We start from the raw sequence: 8,131 nt of genomic DNA on the forward strand, positions 1-8,131 counted from the left end.
ACATGGCCATAAACTACTGTTTTCGGCCGCCACAAAAGATACCTTAAATTCACAATGACTGCAATTCACGACACTGCTTATCCAAGATTGAAACCAAATCCTGACGAACAGGAACTCAAACAGAATTTTTTGCCAATAAAAGCAGAGCTTGAACTACTCAATAAAAGCACCAGTGAGAAATCACCTCATAGCCGACTTGGTTTTATGCTTTCACTAAAATGTTATCAATGTTTAGGCTATCACATTCCAATCAACACAATTCCTAAACCGATTATCGAATATATTGCAAACTGCATTGATATCAAAGTGGATAAAGTAAAGCTACAAAATTACATGCAGCTCAAACAACGCAAGCGTCACAAAACAGTTATACGCAAATTTCTGTTCATCAATGAGTGCAAGCAGCAACGCAAGTCAATAATGAAGTCTGCTGGCTTAAAATCTGCGGCTATTAAAGAAAATTTAGCTGATATTATCAATGATATGCTTGAAGAACTAATCAAAAATAATTTTGAAATTCCGGCATTTTCAACATTGCTGAGACTTGCACGTGCTGCTCGAACTATAGTTAGCTCGGTACTGTACCAAAAAGTTAGCGACCAACTTACCGATGAGACTAAACAATTTTTTGATAAGTTATTGCTATCCACCTCACCAGTCCATGAGTTCACTAGTGGCTGGGAATATCTTAAACAAGAAATGAAAAAACCATCTGTCACAAACATTCGAGAATTTACAGATTACCTGGATCAGTTACGTAAGTGGCGAGATGAAAGCCCAATTGATCTTTCTGATATTCCTGAGCACCGTTTAGATCAATATGTTGCTGAAGCAATGGCTTTAGATATTGCCGATATGCGCCGTATTAAAGAAGCCAAAAGATATGCTTTATCAGCCATGTTGTTATATCATCAGTACGCAAAATCACTTGATAGCATTGTCACTGTGCTGACACGCTGGCTGCGTAAAATAAAAACTGATGCAGCGGAAGCACTACAAGAAATCAGAAATTCCAACCAAAAAATAACAGATCAACTTATTGGCAGCCTTAAACAAGTTCTCGTCGCAAGCAAACAAACTGCCCGAACCCCAGAAGAAAAATTAGTGCTTATTGAGCAAAGTTTGCCAAATGATATCGATGCTTCAATTGAAGCCTGCGAACAATATCTGGCTTATGCTGATGATAACGATTTACCTTTAATGTTGAAGTATTATCAAGCAAAAAGACATACTATGCTTCGTTTGCTGAAGCAGATAGAGATCAAATCAGCTTCAAAAGATGTGCTAGTAGAAAAGTTAGTCGAATTCATATTGGTACACCAACGAAGCCATGGAGAATATGTTGCAATCAATCCAGAAGAGTTTAGCAATTTAGAATGGATTGATGACCAATGGTTTCAGTTCATTACCGAGGGCAAAACCAAGCGTTACACCAATCAAATTCGAACCGTTAATAAACAGAAGTTAGAATTGGCTATTTTTAGATTTGCCATGGATGAAATTAACTGTGCCGATGCCTTTGCTCTTAACAGCTATGAGAACGATGATCCCAATAAGCAATTTATTCCATGGGACGAATTTTACCAAAACCTAAAGCCTTATGCTGAGCTGATAGGTAAGTCTGACGACCCCAGGCTATTTGTAAAAGAACTACAGGTAGAGCATCAGCAAGCTGCTGAAAAGGTGAATCAAAATTTTGTCGATAATGAATATTTGAACATTATCAACGGTGAGCCAGTATTAAAGCGAGCTATCAGTAAGAAAGTGAGTCAGCAACAAGAAAAATTTTCAAATTTGGTAGCATCCAAAATGCCGCTGACGGATATCGTCTCTGTACTTACTGACGTGGAAAATTGGCTTGGTATCAGTCGCCATTTAAAACCCTTATCAGGGTACGAACCCAAAATAGATGATTATGATTTACGGTTTATTGCTACCAGTTTCGCATATGGTTGTAATGTTGGCCCAGTTCAAGCTGAACGATGCTTGAAAAAATATTCACGTAAACAAATTGCTTGGCTATTCAATCACCACATTACAGAGCTCCGTCTCAATAAAATTAGTGAAGTCATTATCAAGGCATACAAACAGTTTGAGCTGCCTTACATTTGGGGCAATGGTGAAAGTGCTTCTGTTGATGGGACTTATTGGGATATGTATACCAATAATCTACTGGCAGAGCACCATATTCGTTATGGAAAATATGGAGGGATTGGCTATTATCACGTTTCTGATCAGTATGTTGCTTTGTTTGGAAACTTTATCCCGTGTGGTGTTTATGAGGCCATGTACATTTTCGATGGGATTTATGAAAGTAATGAAACCTTACGCCCAGATACAATCCATGGGGATACGCATGCGCAAAACGAAGTGGTATTTGGGTTTGCCTATTTGTTGGCAATAACACTTATGCCCAGAATACGTAGTTTCAAGCATCTCAATTTTTATCGACCAGCCGAAATGAATGAAAAATCATACCAACATATCAATGATATTTTTACATCGAAAGAGCCCAACTGGCAACTCATAGAGTCAATGTACTACGATATGTTGCGCGTTGTTATGTCAATCCAAAGTGGCAAAATTAAAGCGTCAACTATATTGAAAAAGCTGCGCTCCAATAGCAAAAAGAATAAGCTGCATCAAGCGTTCCGTGAATTGGGACGAGTGGTACGAACCATTTTTCTTTTAAAGTATATTGCTGATGTTGACCTTCGTAAAAAGATTCAAGCAGCTACTTGTAAAAGTGAGGAGTTTAATGATTTTATTGATTGGATCACCTTTGGCAAAGACGGTGTTATTCACGAAAATAATAGTATAATTCAGCAAAAAATTATTGCGTTTGGCAGGATGGTTGCTAATGCGGTGATGTTCTACACTGTTGCCAACACAACCAATGTTTTGAACCAACTTTCTGCTGAAGAAGTCAAATATAGTAAGGATGATTTATCGATTTTATCAGCGTATTTCAGGGAGAATATTAATCGCTATGGTGTTTTTGATTTGTCCAGGTCACGACAGACAATGCCATTACAATTTGGTATTAATAGGGATTAAAAATTGAACATGACCCTTTTTTACCAGGATCCCGGCCGGGGGTCACAAAGGCTAATGGCATCAGCTCCGTTGCATGCAATATCAACCCGGCACTTCATAGCACCAAGAAGTGATTTGGCAACTGTCTGTGCAATGAAGTTATCTTCTACAACCAGAACTTTGCTTGTGATCTTACTGTCTAAATTGTTTTTTTGCGTTGATGATGTTGTTGTTTGAGTTTGTAAAGGGAGCATATAGGGTTTTTCTAATGTAAAATTATCGTCAGAATCAACACCGGATGAATCATCCAGTAGGGGAATCTGCATGGGAATAAGGCAGGTAAAGGCCGTTCCCTTGCGTAGTTCGCTCTCAACGTATATTTCTCCACCCAATTCATCGATAAATTGTTTTACAACATAAAGACCAAGTCCTGCGCCTTTATAAATTCCCTGGTAGGATGGCGTTAATCGTTTGAATTGCAGATAAATTTCTTGCTGCTTCTCTTTAGGAATACCCATTCCAGAATCATTCACGGTCATTTTAATAATCAATTCACGATGTTCCTTTTTTGCCAGGACTACATTAATGGTCACATGGCCTGTATCGGTAAAATTCAGCGCATTTCCTATCAATTCAAGAGCGATACGGTGTAGCCGTATTTTATCGCCTATGACAAAGTGAGGCAGTGTTTTGTCTAAAGAAAGGGATAAGCTCAATCTTTTTTCATGGGCACGCGCCTGATACAAAGCAACTACTTGTTCTAAGGTTTGCGCTAGATTGAATTTTCGTTTCAGCATGGGTATTTCACCCGAACTGACTCTAACTGCTTCGAGGACCTCATCCATTAAATCAAGTAGCGCATGGCTTGAGGCAATGAGATTATCGGCATACTCTTTAATTCGTGGCTCATTGGATTCGGATTTTAAAAGCTCGGAAAAGCCTACGATTCCAGACAGCGGGGTGCGGATGTCATGGCGCATGTTGGCAAGAAACTCTGACCGTGCAATATCGGCTTGCATCTCTTTGGTGATGTCTAACGAAGTTCCCATTAAGCCTATGATTTCTCCTTTATCATTTCGTAAAGGAATTTTCCTTGTCATGTAGAAAGCAGGTTTTCCGTGTGCATCAATACCTTCTTCTTTTAGGCTTTCTCCGATGCCAGAGCTTAATATCCTGCGGTCAGTTTCTTCAAGAAGTACTAATTTTTCATGACTCATCACTGAAAAAAAGAGTTCTCTATCTGTCTTTCCAATAATCTCATCATGATGCTTTAAGCCTGCTAATGAGATAAATGCTTGATTTGCACCTAGATAGCGACCTGTTTTGTCTTTCCAGTACAAATTACCCACGGTATTTTGGAGTATAAAATTCAAATCCATGTTTTTGCACTCTAATTGTTTTATTAAGTATAGGTTGATCATTGATAAATAGGGAATTACGCTTAGGAATGAGTACGTTTTGAACTGTATTTGTGGACAAAAAATAATCACATGGTAAAATGCCTCACTTTTAAACAAGGAGGTTCTTCTATGCAGACGAATTTCACCGCTGTTTTACCTGGTAACATTCCAGCCAATGAGGCGATTGTATTGCCCATCAGTATGAGTCAACCTCTGGAGCGTGGTGAGCGATTAGCAGCCATTATTAAATCAATTCGCGCCCATCATTATGAAGACAGGACTACTATTTTGGTCTGTGATTACTTAAATAGACATAATTGTGAAACCGATGCACAAGCATTAGATCAGGGTGATGAGTTTTTACAAGACCATCAATATATTCTAAACGGATTGCGTATTGTGAGATGGCAGGAATTTTTGGCAACCAGAAACCAGGAGGTATTTACTCAACGGTTTTCTGAGGTGAAAGAAAAAAATGGTGATGGCTCTCATTTTCACCTTAAAATGAAAAAGACCTGGGAAAAATGCTTAAGTGCAACCCAATCGCTGGACGCTTCAATCCAATATCAAATGGAAGAGTATGCTGCTGTTTTATGTATGGATGAGTTCGATCATCTTCTTTATCCAAAACGCATTACTAATGGCCTGGCTTATTTGTATAATTAGACCCCCGGCCGGGATCCTGGTAAAAAAGGGTCATGTTCAATTTTTAATCCCTATTAATACCAAATTGTAATGGCATTGTCTGTCGTGACCTGGACAAATCAAAAACACCATAGCGATTAATATTCTCCCTGAAATACGCTGATAAAATCGATAAATCATCCTTACTATATTTGACTTCTTCAGCAGAAAGTTGGTTCAAAACATTGGTTGTGTTGGCAACAGTGTAGAACATCACCGCATTAGCAACCATCCTGCCAAACGCAATAATTTTTTGCTGAATTATACTATTATTTTCGTGAATAACACCGTCTTTGCCAAAGGTGATCCAATCAATAAAATCATTAAACTCCTCACTTTTACAAGTAGCTGCTTGAATCTTTTTACGAAGGTCAACATCAGCAATATACTTTAAAAGAAAAATGGTTCGTACCACTCGTCCCAATTCACGGAACGCTTGATGCAGCTTATTCTTTTTGCTATTGGAGCGCAGCTTTTTCAATATAGTTGACGCTTTAATTTTGCCACTTTGGATTGACATAACAACGCGCAACATATCGTAGTACATTGACTCTATGAGTTGCCAGTTGGGCTCTTTCGATGTAAAAATATCATTGATATGTTGGTATGATTTTTCATTCATTTCGGCTGGTCGATAAAAATTGAGATGCTTGAAACTACGTATTCTGGGCATAAGTGTTATTGCCAACAAATAGGCAAACCCAAATACCACTTCGTTTTGCGCATGCGTATCCCCATGGATTGTATCTGGGCGTAAGGTTTCATTACTTTCATAAATCCCATCGAAAATGTACATGGCCTCATAAACACCACACGGGATAAAGTTTCCAAACAAAGCAACATACTGATCAGAAACGTGATAATAGCCAATCCCTCCATATTTTCCATAACGAATATGGTGCTCTGCCAGTAGATTATTGGTATACATATCCCAATAAGTCCCATCAACAGAAGCACTTTCACCATTGCCCCAAATGTAAGGCAGCTCAAACTGTTTGTATGCCTTGATAATGACTTCACTAATTTTATTGAGACGGAGCTCTGTAATGTGGTGATTGAATAGCCAAGCAATTTGTTTACGTGAATATTTTTTCAAGCATCGTTCAGCTTGAACTGGGCCAACATTACAACCATATGCGAAACTGGTAGCAATAAACCGTAAATCATAATCATCTATTTTGGGTTCGTACCCTGATAAGGGTTTTAAATGGCGACTGATACCAAGCCAATTTTCCACGTCAGTAAGTACAGAGACGATATCCGTCAGCGGCATTTTGGATGCTACCAAATTTGAAAATTTTTCTTGTTGCTGACTCACTTTCTTACTGATAGCTCGCTTTAATACTGGCTCACCGTTGATAATGTTCAAATATTCATTATCGACAAAATTTTGATTCACCTTTTCAGCAGCTTGCTGATGCTCTACCTGTAGTTCTTTTACAAATAGCCTGGGGTCGTCAGACTTACCTATCAGCTCAGCATAAGGCTTTAGGTTTTGGTAAAATTCGTCCCATGGAATAAATTGCTTATTGGGATCATCGTTCTCATAGCTGTTAAGAGCAAAGGCATCGGCACAGTTAATTTCATCCATGGCAAATCTAAAAATAGCCAATTCTAACTTCTGTTTATTAACGGTTCGAATTTGATTGGTGTAACGCTTGGTTTTGCCCTCGGTAATGAACTGAAACCATTGGTCATCAATCCATTCTAAATTGCTAAACTCTTCTGGATTGATTGCAACATATTCTCCATGGCTTCGTTGGTGTACCAATATGAATTCGACTAACTTTTCTACTAGCACATCTTTTGAAGCTGATTTGATCTCTATCTGCTTCAGCAAACGAAGCATAGTATGTCTTTTTGCTTGATAATACTTCAACATTAAAGGTAAATCGTTATCATCAGCATAAGCCAGATATTGTTCGCAGGCTTCAATTGAAGCATCGATATCATTTGGCAAACTTTGCTCAATAAGCACTAATTTTTCTTCTGGGGTTCGGGCAGTTTGTTTGCTTGCGACGAGAACTTGTTTAAGGCTGCCAATAAGTTGATCTGTTATTTTTTGGTTGGAATTTCTGATTTCTTGTAGTGCTTCCGCTGCATCAGTTTTTATTTTACGCAGCCAGCGTGTCAGCACAGTGACAATGCTATCAAGTGATTTTGCGTACTGATGATATAACAACATGGCTGATAAAGCATATCTTTTGGCTTCTTTAATACGGCGCATATCGGCAATATCTAAAGCCATTGCCTCAGCAACATATTGATCTAAACGGTGCTCAGGAATATCAGAAAGATCAATTGGGCTTTCATCTCGCCATTTACGTAATTGATCCAGGTAATCTGTAAATTCTCGAATGTTTGTGACAGATGGTTTTTTCATTTCTTGTTTAAGATATTCCCAGCCACTAGTGAACTCATGGACTGGTGAGGTGGATAGCAATAACTTATCAAAAAATTGTTTAGTCTCATCGGTAAGTTGGTCGCTAACTTTTTGGTACAGTACCGAGCTAACTATAGTTCGAGCAGCACGTGCAAGTCTCAGCAATGTTGAAAATGCCGGAATTTCAAAATTATTTTTGATTAGTTCTTCAAGCATATCATTGATAATATCAGCTAAATTTTCTTTAATAGCCGCAGATTTTAAGCCAGCAGACTTCATTATTGACTTGCGTTGCTGCTTGCACTCATTGATGAACAGAAATTTGCGTATAACTGTTTTGTGACGCTTGCGTTGTTTGAGCTGCATGTAATTTTGTAGCTTTACTTTATCCACTTTGATATCAATGCAGTTTGCAATATATTCGATAATCGGTTTAGGAATTGTGTTGATTGGAATGTGATAGCCTAAACATTGATAACATTTTAGTGAAAGCATAAAACCAAGTCGGCTATGAGGTGATTTCTCACTGGTGCTTTTATTGAGTAGTTCAAGCTCTGCTTTTATTGGCAAAAAATTCTGTTTGAGTTCCTGTTCGTCAGGATTTGGTTTCAATCTTGGATAAGCAGTG

4 protein-coding genes are annotated in these 8,131 nt (G+C 38.3%); 2 read left to right on the forward strand and 2 right to left on the reverse strand.

All coding sequences use genetic code 11. The features are described 5' to 3' along the window. Positions 1–54 precede the first annotated feature (54 nt). Complete coding sequence (locus OQJ26_RS18375) at positions 55–3,057, forward strand: Tn3 family transposase (protein WP_265705147.1); 3,003 nt, start codon at positions 55–57, stop codon at positions 3,055–3,057. 20 nt (positions 3,058–3,077) lie between these two features. Here the strand turns inward: OQJ26_RS18375 and OQJ26_RS18380 are convergent, their stop codons facing one another. After that, the gene (locus tag OQJ26_RS18380) at positions 3,078–4,415 is read right to left on the reverse strand and encodes a hybrid sensor histidine kinase/response regulator (RefSeq protein ID WP_265705148.1); all 1,338 of its coding nucleotides are present in this window, start codon (positions 4,413–4,415) and stop codon (positions 3,078–3,080) included. Positions 4,416–4,565: 150 nt separating this feature from the next. Between OQJ26_RS18380 and OQJ26_RS18385 the strand changes: the two genes are divergently transcribed. Continuing rightward, the gene (locus OQJ26_RS18385; RefSeq protein WP_265705149.1) at positions 4,566–5,102 is read left to right on the forward strand and encodes a hypothetical protein; all 537 of its coding nucleotides are present in this window, start codon (positions 4,566–4,568) and stop codon (positions 5,100–5,102) included. A gap of 43 nt (positions 5,103–5,145) precedes the next feature. On the opposite strand, the gene OQJ26_RS18390 is transcribed toward OQJ26_RS18385, so the two are convergent. Then, positions 5,146–8,131, reverse strand: a 2,986-nt coding sequence (locus tag OQJ26_RS18390; RefSeq protein WP_265705150.1) for a Tn3 family transposase, incomplete at its 5' end; no start/stop codon positions are given.

The sequence above is a fragment of the Legionella sheltonii genome, from assembly GCF_026191355.1.
Taxonomy (GTDB): Bacteria; Pseudomonadota; Gammaproteobacteria; order Legionellales; family Legionellaceae; genus Legionella; species Legionella sheltonii.